The following is a 16126-nucleotide window of genomic DNA, read 5'->3' on the forward strand; positions in this document are numbered from 1 at the left end:
CAAATGAAAAATAACCTTTTCTAATACCTCATTATTCTACTACCAATGTCTGCCTGGCTTGATTGGTGCCGTCTGTAATGGTAAAATAATATGTGCCACGTGGCCACGAAGATACATCAAGCTCCTGCTCTGCGCCGGCACTGATTGTTCCTTTCCATATCTGCTGGCCGGTAATGCTGATCGCCGTTGCCTGTCCGCCTTTTTCGGAAAATCCTTTGGCTGTGAAGTGAACCATCGTTTTCGCTGGATTGGGCCAGATGTGAATCTCTGGTTTTATGTTTGCTGCATTGAGGGAGAGTTCTACTACGTCGCTGTAATTAAACTGCCCGTCGTAATCAACCTGACGTAGCCGGTAATAATTTTTTACTGCAGAAATCTGGTAGTCGGTAAATGAATAGTCCAGTCTTTCGTTGCTGGTACCTGCTGCCGCCACGCGGTCCAGTTCTTTGAATTCCTGTCCATCGGTAGAACGCTCAACCGCAAAATAATCTGCATTCAACTCTTTGGCTGTGCCCCACGTAACGACACCGTTGCCATTTTCTTCTTTTGCATCGATATACAGCCATTCGACCGGAAAAGAATTGCTTTCACCGGTTGCCTGAAAAGCGGTGGGGAAAAACTTTTGCAGATTGGTTGCGCCCCCGGTTGCTGCTGTCATGCCAAAATATACCCATTCCTGCCCGCTGAATATACTGGTGACAATATCACCGGTATAACTCACCCGCAAATTTCCTTCGTAATAGGTATTCAGTGTATGGGAATCGGGAATCCATTCGATTTTTACAGAATGGGTGGCGCCATCTTCTACATTGGCACAGGATGGCGAAATACAGGCTGTACTGGAAATTACATTTCCCTGGTTTCCATTTTTTATATAACTAATATGATCATCTGCAAGATCATGCACACTTGAGCCATTGTAATAGGTGTCAAATTCAATGGTAAGGGAGGGCGTGATACCTGCATAACCCTGGCCACCGCCGCCTGTGCCTATAGCATTTTTTTTCGAGCTGGAATTTTGAAATACGAAAGCAATTCCGTCTGCACCGTAATCACTACTGCCAAAATTGATGTCCATTTCGAATATAAAGGAATTATTTAAAGATATCCGTTCTGCAAACCAGGCTGCACCAGCTTTGCCACCAGCATTGGGTGTAAGGGTAAAGCTGCCATCCGAATTTTTTACGGCATTTCCTTTGAGTGACATGGAGTCGAAGGCAGATACATCACTCTGAGATTGTTCGGTTTTAAGAGTAGCCAGAATGCCTGCGAGGATCAGTCCCCCGGTCAGAATACCCAGAACTACTTTTTGCCTTAAAGAAAAATGGGCGGAATTGCGAAGGTTGAGTTTTCGGTTTTTTGCCATTATGGGAGATTAATTGTTCTCCCAAAATTCCCGCTTTCACCATTGATTTGGATGCAAGATCGCGCTGGAATCTAACCTGTGTAATAATTGTATAAATTATAAACCCATACGGAGCATAAAATACCCCTCGCGTTTCCTCTGTGTACTTTGCGTGAACCGGAGATTCTTTGATCGGAGATCGCTTTCATTCTTCTGGACGCAGAGTACCGCAAAGTACCACGCAGAGTTTCGCAGAAACTCCCAATTTCTTTTATCATTCCAGATATTATCATTTGGCCTTACCCAGCCATTCCCTCACAAACGCATCGTCATTGAGCCAGGGATAAATATGGGTTTTTACTGAATGAACTTCAGGAGAGCCATGATCTGGCTGTCAGAAATATTTTCCTGGTCAGACTTGTCGTAAATAGAGAGGAGAAAAACCGTATCCCCGGCTACGTAGAAATGTGTAATGACCCTTGCTCCGCCTGATTTCCCCTTGCCCTTTGAAGCAATGGACAAGCGTAACTTGTAGCAGTTATTACCAAGAGATGTACCGGAAGTGGGGGCGTTCGAAAGTAGATTGCCAAGTTCCGCGAGTTCCTTTTTCAGGGAAGGATATTTTTTGATGAGCTTTTTTGCCTCTTTTCGAAAAGGGGCAATCGTATCGATCTTATAGCTCACTGAGAAACTCGCTTAAAGGTTGTGCTTTTTTCTTTCCGGCCTTGATTTGATTTATTTCCTCTACCGCTTCTTTCAAGCCTTCCAGCACTTCGGCTTTGTACGGGGTGAGCGGCTGAGCCTTTACAAACTTGAAATTTTTGAGCAATTCCATAATAAATGCTGCCTTATCGTCCCGAATTTCCAACAAAATTTTCATAATCGAATCTTTTCATTAGCCCCAAAATATACGATAAATTTAGCGAAAAGATCGCCCATTAACAAGGGAAAGCGGTTCCAGATATTATCATTTGGCCTTACCCAGCCATTCCCTCACAAACGCATCGTCATTGAGCCAGGGGTATGCCGCATATACGCGGTTGATCTCCTCCATCTGCCCGGGTGAAAGTCTTTCATGTGGGTCCAGACACCAGATCCCCTGCATCAGTCCCTGCCGCCGCAACACTTCGTGCAGCCCTGCTATACAGCCGTGAAAGTGGTTGGCTGCGTCAAAAAAAGCTGCATTGGCGTCGGTAATGGCGATGGATTTACTCAGCCACGCGGGCGTGAGCGGGGTATGGTTTTGGCGAATGGCTTTCAGTTCTTCAAATATCTCCACCACGGTTTTTGTCCATACCGACCAGTGCCCCAGCAGTCCGCCCACAATGTATTTTTCATACATTTTCCCCTCCCGCTCAAACGGATACGGCGTCACCAGATCCAGCACGATATTGTCGTCGTTGCCGGTGTAAAGGGCAATTTCATCCCGGCGGGAAGAGTCGCACACCGCCCGCACCACTTCCAGTGTCTGATAGCGGTTAAACGGCGCGATTTTAATAGCCATCACGTTGGGAATTTCGGCAAATGACTTCCAGTAGTCATAACTCAGCACCTTTCCGCCCACGGCGGGCTGAAGGTAAAACCCAAACAGGGGCATCACTTCTGCGAGCCTGCGGGCGCGGTCGAGGAGGGCTTCTTCGGTCCAGCTTCCGAGTCCGTTGAGGCTGACAAGGGCGAGGTCGTAGCCGAGGGAGGCCGCCAGCCGGGCTTCGCCCAGTGCCTGCGAGGTATCTCCGCTTACCCCGGCCACTTTCAGTACAGGCCGCGAAAGATTTGCCTTTTCCACTTCCTCTGCCGCGAGGCGGAGCACGGGTTCGTAGAGATTGTGTTGCGGGTGGCGAATGGCAAACTGGGTGGTGTGAACCCCAACTGCCAGGCCGCCGACACCTGCGGCGAGATAATAGCGGGTCAGCCTTCGCTGGCTGTGTTCGTCGAGCTTGCGGACTTCGGTCAGTGCCAGCGGATGGGCCGGAATGACCGTTCCTTCCATCAGGAGTTGATATTTTTCGGGAGAAAGCATGGTTAGAAATTGCCTTTTCGTTGCTGGAAATGTGTGGGTTTGCCGAGTTCTGCGCCGCCTGCCTGTACCCAGGAAGCAGTCCATTCGATCATCTGGCGCAAGCTGACGCGGGGATAGCCAAACAGCCGGTGAGAGCGGCTGGCGTTGTTGAGCAGGGCGGTAGGTTGGGGTTCGCCGGTGAAAACGGGTTGCCGGTCAAAGTATTCGCCAAACTTTTCGGCCAGCCAGCGCACGGAGATCGTTTCGGGGCCGGTGACATTGAGGATCATTGGCGGGTCATCGCAGTGGCGGAGTGCGCGAATGGCGATTTCGTTGGCGTCGCCCTGCCAGATGACATTGACATGGCCCATGCTGAGGTCGATAGGTTGGCCGTTGAAAACCGACTTTGCCACGTCGAGCAATACCCCGTAGCGCATGTCTATGGCATAATTGAGCCGGTAGATAAGCATCGGGGTATGATTTTTTATGGAGAAGTATTCGAAGATACGTTCCCGGCCCAGGCAGGACTGGGCGTATTCACCTATGGGCTGAGGCGGCGTAGTTTCGTCGGGACCGCCAGAGGTAGCGGGGGTAAACGGATAGATGTTGCCGGTAGAAAAAACCACGATCCGGCTGTTTTTGAAAGATTCTGCCACCCGGCCCGGGAGGTAGCTGTTCATCGCCCAAGTGAGCGGCTGATTGCCGGAGGAGCCAAACTTCATGCCCGCCATATAGAGGACATTTTCGGCCTGGGGAAGAGCGGCGAGATCGGCTTCATCGAGCAGGTCAGCGGAGATCGTGAGAATGCCACTGGCTTCGAGCAGCGCGCGGGCATCGGGGTTGGAGAAGCGGCTGACGGCAAAAACCTTCTGAGCGGAACCCGCAGCCATAAGCGCGCGACGAAGGAGCAGCGCAAGACTGGGCCCCATTTTACCCCCCGCGCCGAGGACAAGGAAGTCGCCCTTTATGCGGGAAATATCCTCCAGCAGCGCAGGCGAGGGATCAGAGAGTTGAGCATCGAGTTCGGCGATAGAAAGCATACAGTCGTAGTTAGAGGAGAAATATAGGGAAAAAAGAATTTACCTCCACCCGTTTTCAACTCCGGAAAAAATACGTGGCGTTGTGGAAAATTTTGGAGGTTTATTTGGCAGATAGATGTAAATTTGGAGGGGAGGGGATGTTATGGGCTAAGGCTAACTCATAAACTGCAATTCAAAACTCAACTAATCCATCTTAATGACATAGCATAATTGAAGGCAAAGATTTTGGAATACAAAAGAAAATTTACGGAATGAAATTAAATAACAACCAATTAAATAACTTCATAAGTCGAATAAAACTTAGACAAGAAAATATGCCTAAGTATCGTGACCAAGTTGCTAATCTTAAAAAAAGCCTTGAAGACAAAATCAAAAATGACAAAAGAACAGGAATAAAGGTTACAAAGTTTCTTATTGCCGGTTCTTGGAAAAAAAGGACTATTCTGCGACCAACAGGAGACAATCCCATAGACTTAGACTTAGTGCTTTATGTAGAAGGTGATGAGGGCTTAAAAGACGATTTGAAAAAACTTCACGATTTCGTTGTTGAGTATTTGGAAGAAATATATCCACAGAAAGACATCAACCGAGATGTAGATGCTGAAGGAAATACGAAAACAATAAAAATACGGTTTATGGGGACAGGATTGGAAGTTGATATTGTCCCTGTTATTCCGATTGCTTCCCCAAAAGAATATGTTTGGCAACCTCAACGTGGAGGAGGCGGAAAAAAATATATCACTAGCGTTACTAAACAATTGGAATTTGCAAAAGATAGAAAGGATAAAAATCCCTCTTTCACGTCAATAGTTCGAGCTATCAAATGGTGGAGAAATTACAAAGAATTAAATCCCACCGATGATGAGACGGGTCTTTCTTCGTACACTATAGAATTAATTGTTGCCTACCTTGACATTACAAAAGGTTTAAAGCAAAATATAGAGGAAGGAATAATACGTTTTTTTCAATTTGTTAGTACGTCAGGTTTCCCGATTATCAAATTTGTAAATGCAATAAATAGCGTTCCGATATTTGATACACCAATTTACGTTGCGGACAGTACAAATAATGAAAATAACGTAGCTAAAAAAATTGATACTGCGAAATGGGATGAAATTATTCAAGAAGCTGAGGACGCATTTGATTCTTTAAACATTGCACAATCTAAGAACTTTGAAGGAGAAACTATTGAAGAATGGAAACGTGTTTTTGGCCCATCATTTAACGTTAACGAATTAAATTGAACATATGTATAATACTTTCACAAATACATTAACCTACACTGTTATAGATATTAGAAAAACATTTGAAGGTTGCGAAGCAGACATTAGAATGATTGCAAGAAGAACTAACAAGTGGTCGATGGAATATGTTGACAAAGTTTTTCATGACATAATTAAACTAGCAGAAGAAGAGTACCTGAATTCAGTCGATATAATCCTGTTAGACATAAATAATGTAGTTATAAGAGCAACAAAGTTTGTAGTTAATTCAAATGGCAAAGCAATTGAAAGTGACCGGGCAGGTGCAAATGATTGGTCAGACATATCAAATACAAGACTTTCTGTTATTTTGTCATATACACAAAAATGGAAATCGCTAACTAATGACCAAAAGATGAAATTTAAAAATGACAATGGTTTTAAAATTGGTTGGGTTGATTCAAATATTGACAATAGCTTTTCACACCTTAAACAATCAAATGGGCAACTTTACGCGAGTAAAGGATATGAACTTCAGAAAACCGTATACAAATAATGGCTACAATTTTTGATAATACTGTAGAGCTTCCAAGTAAGGCTATTCAAGAGCGAACTGAAAATCTGATTGGCTTTGACTCAAAATTCCAAAGGATATATGGAAACTTAAAACTATTGCTTGACCAAGATGGTCTAATAAAATGGAGTAATAAACATCACCAAACCGAACTTCCCATAATAAAACAACTTACGGAAAGGTATCCACTTATATTACTTTCAGGTGATGCAGGAACAGGAAAGACAGTATCTGCAGAGGCAATTGCGGACAGAATGGTGCGAGAGCTAAAAAAAGAAGGGTTCTTTCTTAAACTAAGCACAAGGGTAAGAGGTGAAGGATTACATGGTCAAATGGGAAACTTAGTGAATGATGCATTTGCCGAACTAAAAAAGCAAGCAGGTAAAAGTCGTTTAGCTTTTCTTCTTATTGATGAAGCCGATGCCATTGCAACAACACGTTCAACAATGCAGATGCATCAAGAAGAAAAAGCAGGAGTAAATACACTAATCCAAAAAATAGATGAGATACGTGAATTAAAAGGACGAGCAATAATTTTTATGTCCACTAATCGATTACACTTTATTGACGAAGCAATTGTTAGAAGGGCGTCGGTTATATTGGAATTTGAAAGACCAAATTATCAAGAAAGAATGGCTCTATTCGCGAAAAGTCTTTTAGGAATAGTCTTTTCGGAAAATGAATTAAAAGAACTTTCAGAATTGACAAGCCCGGAGAAAAATGAAGGCATAGGGCATTCTTTTTCAGATATACGATTAAAAATCTTACCCGAGGCAATTGCAACTTGTTTCCCTGATTCACCGCTTACATTTGATGTTTTATGTTCAACTATTAAAATGATTAAACCTAGTCCAAAAATCAAATGAAGTATGTACTACAAATAGTTGCCGCATTAGTAATCATGCTAGCAGGTAAGTTTTTTGTTCCTGAAGAACTAAGACCTGAATTTGTTGGTGGGGGACTTATCCTTTTGATTACATTATTATTTGTAGAAATTGGTCATGAAGTTTATACAAATTGGAATCGTATACCTTTCTTAGTTCGTTGTTGGTATTTAGGAATGAGAGGAGAATATGTTCGATTTTCGATGTCCTATCAATATAGGATAAAAATCCAAAACAGATACCTGCTTGTAAAAAACTCAAACTTTGGACATTACCAACTTGTTGGCGGTAAATATAAACGTAATGTATTCACCAACAACATACTTAAGACGATGGGTGCAACTGATGATTCAAAACTACAAACAGTCGGATTAATGAAAGATGACTTGGCAGTTTTTGTTCCTGCAAAAAATGCAATTAAGTTTATTGATTGGTTTAATACTAAGAAAGATAGAGAAGTTTCGCATTGGAGAGAGTTCTATGAAGAATTAATTGATGTAAAAGGAAAGGTCTTACCTCATGATATATTTCCTTACATCAATTATAACTATACTTGTTCTGTCATAACCCCTTTGAAAAGAACTCCTGGTTGGGAATGTTGGGAAATACTTCAATATGATGTTTTAGACTTATTACCCAATTCTGAACAAGAAGCTGAACTAGAAAAATTGTTGGCTCAAGGTGACACAGACTATATTAAATGGGCTGACGAAGAACTAATTAAACACCTAGGTCACGACAACAGAGAGAAAAAAAAGTTATATGACATTGGGCAGCACACAAAATGGGTAATACAAGAAAAATGGAGCAAAGACTGACAACCAGAAGGGCAACATATAGCGGCACATTCGATAAGCGGGGTTTTGCGCTCAAGAGATAGTTTTGTAGTTAAGGTAGAGATACTGTAACTGTGACATAATAAGAAAGATACAAGTAATTTGGACTAATGTGCCCCCCACCCAAAAAAACCACCTCATGTTCGAACAGACTTTTAAAAATATAGACGACATCCTTCACAAAGACGCTGGCTGCGGAAGTGAACTGGATTATGTGGAGCAAACCTCCTGGATTTTGTTTCTCAAATATTTGGATGACCTGGACCGCGACCGCGCCACAGCAGCCGAACTCACCGGCAAGACTTACTCGCCTATCATCGAAAATGAATACCGCTGGACAGTCTGGGCGGCACCTAAACTGGCTGACGGAAGAATTGACCACAACGCCCTGACCGGCGATGACCTCACCGACTTTGTCAACAACCAGCTCTTTCCCTATCTCAAAAAATTTAAGCTGAGTGCAGAAAGTGCCGACACTATCGAATACAAAATCGGGGAGATTTTCAGCGAACTGAAAAACCGCCTGCAAAGTGGCTACAACCTGCGCGAGGTGATCAACCTCATTGATCAGCTCCGGTTCCGCACCCACGCTGAGAAGCATGAAATGAGCCATCTGTATGAAGACAAAATCAAAAACATGGGCAATGCCGGGCGAAATGGTGGCGAATACTACACCCCCCGTCCGCTGATTACGACCATCGTAAAAGTGGTGGCCCCAAAAATTGGCGACAAAATTTATGACGGTGCTGTGGGTTCTGCGGGCTTCCTGTGTGAGGCTTTTACTTACCTCAAAAACAGCAAATCGCTATCAACTGCCGAAACCGAAATCCTGCAAAAACGCACGTTTTACGGCAAGGAAAAGAAGTCGCTGGCTTATATCATCGGCATCATGAACATGATTTTGCACGGTGTGGAAGCGCCCAATATCATCCACACCAATACACTGGCCGAAAACCTTGCCGATATACAGGAAAAAGACCGTTATGATGTAGTGCTTGCCAATCCGCCTTTTGGAGGAAAGGAACGCGCCGAAGTGCAGCAAAACTTCCCTATCAAAACCGGGGAAACTGCCTCGCTATTTTTGCAGCATTTTATTAAAATCCTGAAAGCCGGAGGCAAAGCCGGGGTGGTGATCAAAAATACCTTTTTGAGCAATACCGACAATGCCACCGTGGCCATCCGCAAAACTCTGCTGGAAAGCTGCAACCTGCATACCGTATTGGATTTGCCGGGCGGCACATTTACCGGCGCAGGCGTAAAAACCGTGGTATTGTTTTTTGAAAAAGGAAAACCCACGCAAAAGGTATGGTTTTATCAATTGAACCTCGACCGCAATCTGGGCAAAACCAACCCGCTGAATGAAAACGACCTGGCAGAATTTGTGGAACTACAAAAGACCTTTGCCGATAGCGAAAACTCCTGGAGCATCGACGTACAGACAGGGCATGCCCTGTCTCAACAGTACGACCTTAGCGTAAAAAATCCCAACAAAAAAGAAGAAGCTGCCCTGCGCCAGCCGCAAGCCATTTTGGAAGAAATGAAAGCCTTGGATGAAGAAAGTGCCGAAATCCTTAACTCAATTATAGAACTGATATGAAGAAAGGTTGGGAGATAAAAGATTTTGTTGATGTCTGCACTTTGGTTGGTGGAAGTCAACCGTCTAAGGATGATTTTATTTACGAGCCTAAGGATGGCTATATAAGATTGATTCAAGTTAGAGACTACCGAACAGATAAATACATAACATATATTCCAAAGGAAAAAGCAAAAAGATTTTGCACAAGAGAAGATATTATGATTGGCAGGTATGGTCCCCCAATTTTTGGGATTTTCAAAGGTTTAGAAGGAGCATACAATGTCGCTTTGATGAAGGCGGTGGTCAATGAGAAAATATGTAATAAAGATTATTTCTATCTATTTCTACAAACTGATAATATTCGTCAATTTGTAGAACGTTCATCAAAGAGAGCCGCTGGACAAGATGGTGTTAGAAAAGAATTGTTGGATAAATATCCTGTCCCCCTCCCACCCCTCCCCGAACAACAACGCATTGTTTCCATTTTAGACAAGTGTTTTGCCGCCATAGACAAGGCCAAAGCCCATGCCGAGCAAAACCTCAAAAACGCGAAGGAGTTGTTTGAGAGCTATTTGCAGGGGGTGTTTGCTTCGACAGGCTCAGCAACCGGGAAAAAAGATGGTTGGGAAGAAAAGAAGCTAAAGGAGCTTACTAAAAAAATCGGAAGTGGTGCTACACCTCGGGGGGGACAAGAAAATTACAAGCAAGAAGGAATTTCTCTTGTTCGGAGTATGAATGTTCACGATTGGGAGTTTAAAGAACGAAATTTGGCATTTATAGATGATAATCAAGCGAAAGAATTAGATGGAGTAACACTTGAAGAGAATGACGTTTTATTAAACATTACAGGTGCGTCAGTAGCGAGGTGCTGTATCATTCCTAAAGAATATTTACCGGCGAGAGTTAATCAGCACGTTTCAATTATTCGCCCAATAAAAGAGGTACTTGATTCAAAATTTTTGAACTTACTTCTTACTGCTAAGCCCTACAAAGACCAACTTTTATTCACTGGCGAGCAAGGTGCTACAAGGCAAGCTATCACAAAAGCACAAATTGAAAATTTCAGAATTTCGATACCACCACTCCAACAACAACAAACCATCGTCCGCCAATTAGATGCTTTGCGGGCCGAAACGCAAAAGTTGGAGGCGGTGTACCGGAAGAAAATAGAGGATTTGGAGGAACTGAAAAAGAGTATTTTGCAAAAGGCGTTTAGTGGGGAGTTGGGTAGTGGAGAGTCTGTCGAACCAAGAACCAAGAAAGAGATTACAGTATGAAGAGTTATTACCGAATAATGTTAGGAGCCAGGAGCATCCATGCAGCAGAATGTTATGAAAATAAATTCATTGGTGCAGGTTTTTCTATTGAACAGGACTTGTCAAAAAAGCTTCCGGATAATTGGAGAGAATTTAATCTGCAATTTATACCCGTATGGATGAAACTGCATCCGGGAAAAAGTAAAATTGCAGCCGGTCTTTCCTGTGGCTATTTATGGACAGTAGCAAAGGGAATCAATATTGGTGATATTGTAATATGTCCTACCGGAGAAGGCACATACTATGTGGGCGAAGTATCTTCGGACTATTTTTACGTTCCAAATACTCCGTTGCAACATCGAAGATCAGTAAAATGGTATCCATTAATCGTCGAACGCTCTGCTATGAGCGAAGCGCTGCGAAATTCTACAGGCTCTATCGGAACAGTAAGCAACATCAGTAAATACGCGGAAGAGATTGAGAAGCTGATTGGAGGAAATAAACCCCCTACGATTATTAGTAACGATGATACCATTGAAGATCCTTCAGTATTTGCTTTGGAAAAACATCTTGAAGATTTTTTGGTTGCTAACTGGAAGCAGACAGAGTTGGGAAAACACTATAACATATATGAGGAAGATGGAGAACTGGTCGGTCAGCAATACCCCAGCGATACGGGGCAGATTGACCTATTAGCGATTAGTAAAGATAAAAAAACACTGTTAGTGGTAGAACTAAAGAGGGGACGAGTCAGCGATAATGTAGTTGGGCAAATTCAGCGATATATGGGTTATGTGAAAGAAGAGCTGGCGGAACCCAATCAGGAAGTGAAGGGGATTATCATTGCGTTGGAAGATGATCTGCGCATCAAAAGAGCGTTATCTGTAACCAACAACATAGAGTTTTATCGTTATCAGGTAAGCTTTAAATTATTCAAAAACTAAAATATTTGGGCATAAAACTTTATTTGATGGTCATTTGACAAATGAAAAATTATGAACGAAGCAGAAACCAGAGCAGAAGATGCCGAACCCCAATACTTAAAAAGACTAAAATTTGGTTGACAAATTGTATATAATTTGTATATTTGTCAACCAAATTGGAATGAGAAATGAAAGACATAATTGGCATTAGAATAAAGAACCTGCGCAAGCTGCATGGCCTTTCCTTAGAAGATTTTGCTAAACGCATTGGCGTAAGCAAACAAATGGTTAGCAAGTATGAGCAAGGCAAGTCGGTGCCCGGCAGCGATGTGTTGCTTGCTCTGGCTAAGCAGTTCAACCAAAAACCAGATTACTTTTTTAGAAAACCCGAAGTGGCATTGGGCGAAATAAACTTTCGTAAAAAAAGCTCCTTCGGGGCTAAGCGAGTAAGTGCCCTTAAAGAAGAAATTCGTATTCAGATAGAAAACTATCTGTACATAGAAAATACCTGCGGTATATCCAATACCTTTGTAAACCCTCTTGGCAGCCTAAACATAGCCAATGTTGAGGATGTGCGCAAAGCTGCTTTTGTTTTAAAAGAGAGGTGGCACATTGGCCAAGACTCCATTTACAATGTAATAGATGTGCTGGAAAGCAACCACATTAAGGTTATAGAAGTTGAGGATGAAAGCAGCCAATTTGATGGTTTGGCAACGGTTATTGACGGCAAATATTACATCATTGTAATTGCCAAAAACATGCCGGTAGAGCGCAAGCGTTTTACCCTTATGCATGAGCTTGGCCATTTGCTTTTGCCCATTGCTAGCTTAGAAGTAAGGCAGCAAGAAGCGTATTGCAATGCTTTTGCCTCAGAAATGCTGCTATCCATGGCAAACATTGCAGCCGAATTTTCGGCCAGGCGCCATAACATTTCTATGGTTGAGTTGATTCATGTACAAGAAAAATACGGCATCAGCATTCCGGCCATTGTTTACAAACTCAGCGAAGCTGAAATAATAAAACAAGCCCAACTTAAAACTTTTTACATACGCCAAAACACCAACCGCGAATTAAAAGCTGAAGTAGAGGCAAGCCGATATTCAGGAGAAGAACGTTCGTATCGTTTCGAGAATTTGGTGTATCGCGCAGTTTCCGAAGAGCAAATTACCATGAGCAAAGCATCGGCATTGCTACAAGTAGATTTGTCCGAATTAAAAAACATGTTGTCGCTAAACGTTTTTTAGATGAAGCTGTACATCAACGATGCCAACATTTTGATGGATATAGTCCAATTGGACATTGTTGATTCTTTTTTGTCTTTAAATGCGGCCCTTTACACTACCGATTTTGTTTTTGCTGAACTAAATCAATTACAGCAAAGTGCAATGCAACGCCAAGAATTAATACGCATAAAACCAGATGGCGAAGACTTAGCCTCTATCTTTGAACTTTTTACCAATATCAATGGCTTAAGCATAGAAGATTGCTCTGTGCTTCATTTTGCTGAAAAGATGAAAGGCTGCTTAATTAGCGGTGATGGAAAACTGAGAAAAGCAGCCAAAGCAAGACACATAGAAGTGCGTGGAATTATCTATATTATGGAGCAAATTAAAACACAAGGCTCACTTGATTTAGTAACCTGCGTAGATAAATTGAACGAGTTAAAAACCATCAATGAACGCCTTCCAATGGATGAAATTGACCCACGAATAGAAGCGTGGCGTTTAGAAATAAACAACCAGAGATGAACGAAGCAGAAACCAGAGCGGAACTCATAGACCCCAGACTACGTGCCTGCGGCTGGGGCGTGGTGGAAGGCTCTAAAGTCCTGCGTGAATACCACATTACCCAGGGAAAAATACAAACAGGTGGCAGAGGCAAACGCGAAATTGCCGATTATGTATTGGTGTATAAAGGGCTAAAACTCGCGGTAGTGGAAGCCAAAAGTGCCGGACTACCCGTAGGGGAAGGGGTGATGCAGGCCAAAAAATATGCTCACAAACTGCAACTGGATTTTACCTACGCTACCAACGGAAAAGAGATCTACCAAATCTCCATGAAAACTGGCGAAGAAGGTTTGGTATCAGATTTTTTAAGCCCTGAAGAACTTTGGAATAAAACGTATCCGGTCGCTTCGACAAGCTTGGCCACCAAAGCGGACGCGGAGGCCCTCGAAGCCACCGCAAGATGGAGAGAACAGTTTGCCAATGTTCCCTTTGAAGATAAAAGCGGTACCTGGCAGTTGCGTTATTATCAGGAAATTGCAGTAAAAAAAACTATTGAAGCCATAGCAAGCGGTAAAGACCGTATTTTATTGACCCTTGCCACAGGAACAGGCAAAACAGCTATCGCTTTTCAGATTGCCTGGAAACTTTTTCAAACCCGTTGGACAGTTGGCCAAACTCACCGGCTCACAGGGACAGCGGCTTCTGAAGCCCCGATAAAACGCAGACCAAGAATTTTATTTTTAGCAGATAGAAATATATTAGCCGATCAGGCCTACAATTCATTTTCGGCATTTCCCGAAGATGCTTTGGTGCGGATCAAGCCGAAAGAAGTCAATAAACAAGGGCGGGTACCCACCAACGGCAACATTTTCTTTACCATTTTTCAATCGTTTATGTCGGGTTCGGACGCAGAAGGCAAGCCGGTTCCGAACTACGGACAGTATCCTCGCGATTTCTTTGATTTCATCATCATCGACGAGTGCCACCGTGGCGGCGCAAATGACGAAAGCAACTGGCGGGGAATTTTAGAATATTTCAGTCCGGCAGTGCAACTGGGTTTAACAGCCACACCCAAACGAAAAGACAATGTGGACACGTACCGCTATTTTGGCGAGCCGGTTTACATTTATTCGTTGAAAGAAGGCATCAATGACGGTTTCCTGACGCCATTCAAAGTAAAACGCATCAAAACCACTTTGGACGATTACCGCTACACTTCAGACGACACGATTGTAGAAGGCGAAATTGAAGAAGGCAAACTCTATGAAGAAAAAGACTTTAACCGCACCATCGAAATTGAAGAACGGGAAGCGAAGCGGGTAAACATCTTTTTAGAAGAAGCCAGCCAAACCGAAAAGGCTATTATTTTCTGTGCCAATCAGGGACATGCAGCATTGATAAGAGATTTGGTAAACCAAAATGCAAAAAGCAAAGACCCATTTTATTGCGTTCGTGTAACTGCCAATGACGGCGAAGAAGGGGAAAGACTACTAAGAGAGTTTCAGGACAATGAAAAGACAATCCCAACCATTCTGACTACTTCGCAAAAACTCTCTACGGGAGTGGATGCAAGGAATATTCGGAATATCGTTTTGCTTCGCCCGGTCAATTCGATGATTGAGTTTAAACAAATCGTAGGGCGAGGCACACGGCTTTTTGACGGTAAAGAGTTTTTCACGATTTACGACTTTGTCGATGCTTACAAGCATTTCTCAGACCCTGAATGGGACGGAGAACCTTTGGAAGAAGAATCTTGCAAAAAGTGCGGGAAAAACCCGTGTGAATGCGAGTATGCGCCACCGCAACCTTGTCCGACTTGTGGTCAAAGCCCTTGTATTTGCATTCAGGAACCGCCGCCACCTTGTTACAAATGTGGTCAAAGTCCATGCGTATGCAAGAAGAAAGTAAAAGTCAAACTGGCTCGTGGCAAAGAGAGAGAAATCAAACATATGGTTTCCACTTCCTTTTGGAGTGCGGAAGGAAAACCAATTTTGGCAGAAGAATTTTTGAGTAATCTGTTTGGGGAGTTGCCAAAACTATTCAAGGACGAAGAAGAATTGCGGAAACTGTGGAGCAATCCTCAAACCCGCAGGATTTTGTTGGAAAGGTTAGACGAAGCAGGTTTTCCCAAATCCGATTTGCTGACCTTACAGAAGTTGGTAGAGATGGAAAAAAGCGACCTGTACGATGTATTGGAATATGTTTTCAATGGCGACTATATCGCAATGACCAGAGAAGCCAGAGCCAAAGCAGCAGAGGCAACCATTTTTGCCTTACTCAACGACAAACAAAGAGAGTTTATCACCTTCGTTTTAAGCAAATACATTGAAACCGGCGTAGAAGAACTAGACCAGGAGAAACTCCCAATCCTACTGACAAACAAGTATCAATCATTAGAAGACGCGAAAGAAATTTTGGGTGATGTAGCCAACATCAGCAGACTGTTTATAGAATTTCAGGAACATCTTTACAAACAGAAAGCAGCGTAATTAAAGTAACACCTGCGAACAACCTCCCCCCATGCCCAAACCCCTCACTTTCCTTCTCACACTGTTAACCCTGAGTGTATTCGCGCAGAAAAATCCGACGGAGGAAGCTGCGCCCATTGTCGCTGAAGGGAAGCTGTTGTACAAATCGGAAATGGCTTCCTGGTATGGGACAGACCTGTTTCTGGAAAAATATAATAACAGAGATCATATCGGCGGGTATTTTTCCTACACAGATGAGTCTGTTCACTAAACTGCGTCACCCTTGCGTTGCGGGT

Annotated in this window: 16 protein-coding genes; 11 read left to right on the forward strand and 5 right to left on the reverse strand. The window is 43.1% G+C overall.

Translation table 11 applies throughout. The annotated features are described in order from the left end of the window. Positions 1-31: 31 nt before the first annotated feature. The 5 genes from R3D00_05840 to R3D00_05860 all read right to left on the reverse strand — a co-directional run bounded on the left by R3D00_05840 (position 32) and on the right by R3D00_05860 (position 4384). Positions 32-1366, reverse strand: a complete 1335-nt coding sequence (locus tag R3D00_05840; GenBank protein MEZ4772688.1) for a T9SS type A sorting domain-containing protein — start codon at positions 1364-1366, stop codon at positions 32-34. A gap of 336 nt (positions 1367-1702) precedes the next feature. Then, entirely contained in the window at positions 1703-2029 is a 327-nt protein-coding gene (locus R3D00_05845) for a type II toxin-antitoxin system RelE/ParE family toxin (GenBank protein ID MEZ4772689.1), read from the reverse strand. Beyond that, the gene (locus R3D00_05850; protein ID MEZ4772690.1) at positions 2019-2225 is read right to left on the reverse strand and encodes a hypothetical protein; all 207 of its coding nucleotides are present in this window, start codon (positions 2223-2225) and stop codon (positions 2019-2021) included. Before R3D00_05850 ends, R3D00_05845 begins: the two co-directional genes overlap by 11 nt. Before the next feature lie 87 nt (positions 2226-2312). After that, complete coding sequence (locus R3D00_05855; protein ID MEZ4772691.1) at positions 2313-3365, reverse strand: dihydrodipicolinate synthase family protein; 1053 nt, start codon at positions 3363-3365, stop codon at positions 2313-2315. A 2-nt stretch (positions 3366-3367) separates the two neighbouring features. After that, the gene (locus tag R3D00_05860) at positions 3368-4384 is read right to left on the reverse strand and encodes an NAD(P)-dependent oxidoreductase (protein MEZ4772692.1); all 1017 of its coding nucleotides are present in this window, start codon (positions 4382-4384) and stop codon (positions 3368-3370) included. A gap of 251 nt (positions 4385-4635) precedes the next feature. Here R3D00_05860 and R3D00_05865 point away from each other — a divergent pair, with 251 nt between their 5' ends. The 11 genes from R3D00_05865 to R3D00_05915 all read left to right on the forward strand — a co-directional run bounded on the left by R3D00_05865 (position 4636) and on the right by R3D00_05915 (position 16101). Continuing rightward, a complete protein-coding gene (locus R3D00_05865; protein MEZ4772693.1) occupies positions 4636-5628 on the forward strand; it encodes a CBASS oligonucleotide cyclase in 993 nt (330 codons plus the stop codon). Positions 5629-5632: 4 nt separating this feature from the next. After that, positions 5633-6142: a hypothetical protein gene (locus R3D00_05870; protein ID MEZ4772694.1), complete on the forward strand. Its 510-nt coding sequence runs from the start codon at positions 5633-5635 to the stop codon at positions 6140-6142. Beyond that, the gene (locus R3D00_05875; GenBank protein MEZ4772695.1) at positions 6142-7026 is read left to right on the forward strand and encodes an ATP-binding protein; all 885 of its coding nucleotides are present in this window, start codon (positions 6142-6144) and stop codon (positions 7024-7026) included. The genes R3D00_05870 and R3D00_05875 overlap by 1 nt, the downstream gene beginning before the upstream one ends. Continuing rightward, a complete protein-coding gene (locus tag R3D00_05880; protein MEZ4772696.1) occupies positions 7023-7862 on the forward strand; it encodes a hypothetical protein in 840 nt (279 codons plus the stop codon). The genes R3D00_05875 and R3D00_05880 overlap by 4 nt, the downstream gene beginning before the upstream one ends. A 157-nt stretch (positions 7863-8019) precedes the next feature. After that, the gene (locus tag R3D00_05885; protein ID MEZ4772697.1) at positions 8020-9477 is read left to right on the forward strand and encodes an N-6 DNA methylase; all 1458 of its coding nucleotides are present in this window, start codon (positions 8020-8022) and stop codon (positions 9475-9477) included. Then, complete coding sequence (locus R3D00_05890) at positions 9474-10733, forward strand: restriction endonuclease subunit S (protein ID MEZ4772698.1); 1260 nt, start codon at positions 9474-9476, stop codon at positions 10731-10733. Before R3D00_05885 ends, R3D00_05890 begins: the two co-directional genes overlap by 4 nt. Next, complete coding sequence (locus R3D00_05895; GenBank protein MEZ4772699.1) at positions 10730-11656, forward strand: PDDEXK nuclease domain-containing protein; 927 nt, start codon at positions 10730-10732, stop codon at positions 11654-11656. The genes R3D00_05890 and R3D00_05895 overlap by 4 nt, the downstream gene beginning before the upstream one ends. 167 nt (positions 11657-11823) lie before the next feature. Next, complete coding sequence (locus R3D00_05900; protein MEZ4772700.1) at positions 11824-12879, forward strand: XRE family transcriptional regulator; 1056 nt, start codon at positions 11824-11826, stop codon at positions 12877-12879. After that, the gene (locus R3D00_05905) at positions 12880-13383 is read left to right on the forward strand and encodes a hypothetical protein (GenBank protein ID MEZ4772701.1); all 504 of its coding nucleotides are present in this window, start codon (positions 12880-12882) and stop codon (positions 13381-13383) included. Beyond that, on the forward strand, positions 13380-15851 hold the full coding sequence (locus R3D00_05910; GenBank protein ID MEZ4772702.1) for a DEAD/DEAH box helicase family protein: 2472 nt from the start codon (positions 13380-13382) through the stop codon (positions 15849-15851). The genes R3D00_05905 and R3D00_05910 overlap by 4 nt, the downstream gene beginning before the upstream one ends. A 31-nt stretch (positions 15852-15882) precedes the next feature. Further along, positions 15883-16101, forward strand: a complete 219-nt coding sequence (locus tag R3D00_05915) for a hypothetical protein (GenBank protein ID MEZ4772703.1) — start codon at positions 15883-15885, stop codon at positions 16099-16101. Positions 16102-16126 lie beyond the last annotated feature (25 nt).

This window comes from Bacteroidia bacterium, from assembly GCA_041391665.1.
Taxonomy (GTDB): Bacteria; Bacteroidota; Bacteroidia; order J057; family J057; genus JAGQVA01.

Bases quoted from the DNA above. Each gene is read 5' to 3' on its own strand.
- R3D00_05865 (MEZ4772693.1), top strand. From the start codon at position 4,636: ATGAAATTAAATAACAACCAATTAAATAACTTCATAAGTCGAATAAAA.
- R3D00_05840 (MEZ4772688.1), bottom strand. From the start codon at position 1,366: ATGGCAAAAAACCGAAAACTCAACCTTCGCAATTCCGCCCATTTTTCT.
- R3D00_05910 (MEZ4772702.1), top strand. From the start codon at position 13,380: ATGAACGAAGCAGAAACCAGAGCGGAACTCATAGACCCCAGACTACGT.
- R3D00_05855 (MEZ4772691.1), bottom strand. From the start codon at position 3,365: ATGCTTTCTCCCGAAAAATATCAACTCCTGATGGAAGGAACGGTCATT.
- R3D00_05870 (MEZ4772694.1), top strand. From the start codon at position 5,633: ATGTATAATACTTTCACAAATACATTAACCTACACTGTTATAGATATT.
- R3D00_05875 (MEZ4772695.1), top strand. From the start codon at position 6,142: ATGGCTACAATTTTTGATAATACTGTAGAGCTTCCAAGTAAGGCTATT.
- R3D00_05900 (MEZ4772700.1), top strand. From the start codon at position 11,824: ATGAAAGACATAATTGGCATTAGAATAAAGAACCTGCGCAAGCTGCAT.
- R3D00_05895 (MEZ4772699.1), top strand. From the start codon at position 10,730: ATGAAGAGTTATTACCGAATAATGTTAGGAGCCAGGAGCATCCATGCA.
- R3D00_05905 (MEZ4772701.1), top strand. From the start codon at position 12,880: ATGAAGCTGTACATCAACGATGCCAACATTTTGATGGATATAGTCCAA.
- R3D00_05885 (MEZ4772697.1), top strand. From the start codon at position 8,020: ATGTTCGAACAGACTTTTAAAAATATAGACGACATCCTTCACAAAGAC.
- R3D00_05880 (MEZ4772696.1), top strand. From the start codon at position 7,023: ATGAAGTATGTACTACAAATAGTTGCCGCATTAGTAATCATGCTAGCA.
- R3D00_05860 (MEZ4772692.1), bottom strand. From the start codon at position 4,384: ATGCTTTCTATCGCCGAACTCGATGCTCAACTCTCTGATCCCTCGCCT.
- R3D00_05915 (MEZ4772703.1), top strand. From the start codon at position 15,883: ATGCCCAAACCCCTCACTTTCCTTCTCACACTGTTAACCCTGAGTGTA.
- R3D00_05890 (MEZ4772698.1), top strand. From the start codon at position 9,474: ATGAAGAAAGGTTGGGAGATAAAAGATTTTGTTGATGTCTGCACTTTG.
- R3D00_05850 (MEZ4772690.1), bottom strand. From the start codon at position 2,225: ATGAAAATTTTGTTGGAAATTCGGGACGATAAGGCAGCATTTATTATG.